The sequence below is a fragment of the Listeria grandensis genome (assembly GCF_014322885.1).
Taxonomy (GTDB): Bacteria; Bacillota; Bacilli; order Lactobacillales; family Listeriaceae; genus Listeria_A; species Listeria_A grandensis.
In genome coordinates this window covers 1-2,199 of record NZ_JAASUG010000027.1, presented here as the reverse complement: position 1 = coordinate 2,199, position 2,199 = coordinate 1, and the positions used below count along the sequence as shown (strand labels likewise).

Sequence of the window (2,199 nt, the reverse complement as noted above, 5' to 3'; positions counted from 1 at the left end):
TCAGCCTTCTCTCTATTGAATGTTAGTGTATCCCCACACGCCATTCTACTACTTTCGCTAGGCATTTTCTTTGGAAGCGCGATCCAAACCTTCACATTTTGGCAGATGCGGGAGCAACGATTTGCAACGATCTCGCATTCGAAATTGGTACAAAGCGCGGTAACATCAAGTTTTCAACTCGCTGCGCCGAGTTCTGGACTTATTGTCGGTGATGTTCTTGGTCGATTCGGAAGTGCCACGATACAAGGTATCAGCTTTTGGAAAACCCGCATGAAAGTGGCTTTTACCAAACGCAATATCCGCTTTTTAGTCCGTAAATATTATCGCTATCCACTATTTTCATCCGGGTCATTATTCATCAACGCGTTGACATTACAAGTCCCGCTATTATTAATCACTTACTATTTTGGAAACGAAGTCGCTGGTTTTTTCGGAATGGGGCAACGCGTAATCGGGATGCCGATCGTTCTGTTAACAAGTGTGCTCGGCCAAGTTTTTTATAGCGTGGCTGCAAAAGTCATGCACACAGAATCTGCACGCGTTTTCCACCTATTTAAAACTGTTACCAGAAAAGCCATTTTGTATGGATTACCGATTTTCGCGATTTTAGCCTTGTTTGCACCAAGCCTTTTCGCGCTAACATTTGGAGAAGCGTGGCGTGTGTCAGGTGAATATGTGCAGCGCCTGTTACCAGTCTTTTATTTACAGTTGGTGACCGTCCCTGTTTCGCAAACATTGTATTTACTAGGACACCAAAAAACACAATTTCTATGGGATGCCTCGCGTTTAGTTAGTATTGTGACACTATTCTTCATCGCCCATATGCAACATTGGGATATCCTTACAGTCCTAACAGGTTACGCGATTTTGGGCAGTATTTTTTACGGGATCTTCTTATTTTTATCCTATCGTGCGTTACGAAAATTCGCTTTTGGCACGCGTGGATGACAAAGCAAAATACGACAAAACCGCTATTCGTGGTTAAATAGAAGTAAGGAAAGAGAACATGAAAGGAGCGCAATCAGTGAAGTTGAGAGTAGAAAAGTTAGTCCTTGTTATCGGTGTATTATTCTACATCGCTTGTCTCTATATTGGTTATATTCACCTTATATCGCCGAGCTACAGTTACTACTCACTGATTAACCTCCAACCATCAGGATCAGTAAAAATGGTATCCATCATCTTAGCGCTCATTCCCATTATTTGGTCTGAATCAACTGTGAACCGTCCATCCCAAGTCGTTTATTGGCTACTCTACATCTTGGTTTATATCCCGACCATGGTGATGCCCGACTTCGTACGAGAAAATCCATTAGATGGCTTTTTCTTTTACAAATTAGCTTTACTTGGTTGTTTGGCACTTCTCGCAAGTGTTGGTAAGTGGAAACATTTGAAAATATACCCCTTACGTATCAAACAAAGCCTTGTTCGCATGATTCTCTACATCAGCTGGTTCGGATTGTTCGGACTCATCTTCCTCAAATTTGGATTTCACTTCCGGATGGTAAATCTTTACGACGTATATGATATCCGAGAAGGTTACCACGAAGAAGGACAAGGTTCCATCGCTGCTTACGCGATGAACTGGCAGTCAAAAATTTTCAATCCGCTGTTGATGGGAATTGGGCTTGTGAATAAGAAAATGATATTTATCGTGATTGGAGTTTTAAGCCAGCTTATTATTTTCTCAACAACCGGCCAAAAAAGTATCGCTTTCTCCACCTTGTTCATACTAGGCATTCTCTGGTGTGTCGGCAAAAAGGGCAAGAACTTCGGCATTCGATTCCTGTTCAGTATCGGCTTCTTAGTATTTGCCTGTATCATCCTTGATTTCGCAACCGGAGGCATTCAATTTACAGAAATCATGACCCGCCGTCTCATGATGGTGCCTGGTATTCTCTCCAGTTTCTACTACGATTTCTTTACATCAAATCCGCACACGCATCTCGGTTATAGCATTTTCAGTAGTTTCGTCGACTATCCTTACGATGTCAATCCACCATTCTTGATCGGTGAAGCGTATTTCAACAATTTAGAAGCTTCTGCTAATGCCAACCTTTGGGCAGATGCCTTCTCCGCATTTGGACTGTGGGGCGTCGGAATTTACACCGGCATCCTCGCCGTCATCTTATGGATTTACGACAGCATCGCGAAACATAATCACTTCCTACTCAGTGTCGTACTTCTCGCCATGCCCAT

At 42.7% G+C, this 2,199-nt stretch carries 2 protein-coding genes; both read left to right on the top strand.

The features are described from left to right. Window positions 1–948: oligosaccharide flippase family protein (locus tag HCJ54_RS15240; RefSeq protein WP_187138256.1), on the top strand; the 948-nt coding region annotated here is incomplete at its 5' end. Window positions 949–1,024: 76 nt separating this feature from the next. After that, window positions 1,025–2,199 (top strand): hypothetical protein (locus tag HCJ54_RS15235; RefSeq protein WP_187138255.1); only part of this gene is annotated, 1,175 nt, incomplete at its 3' end.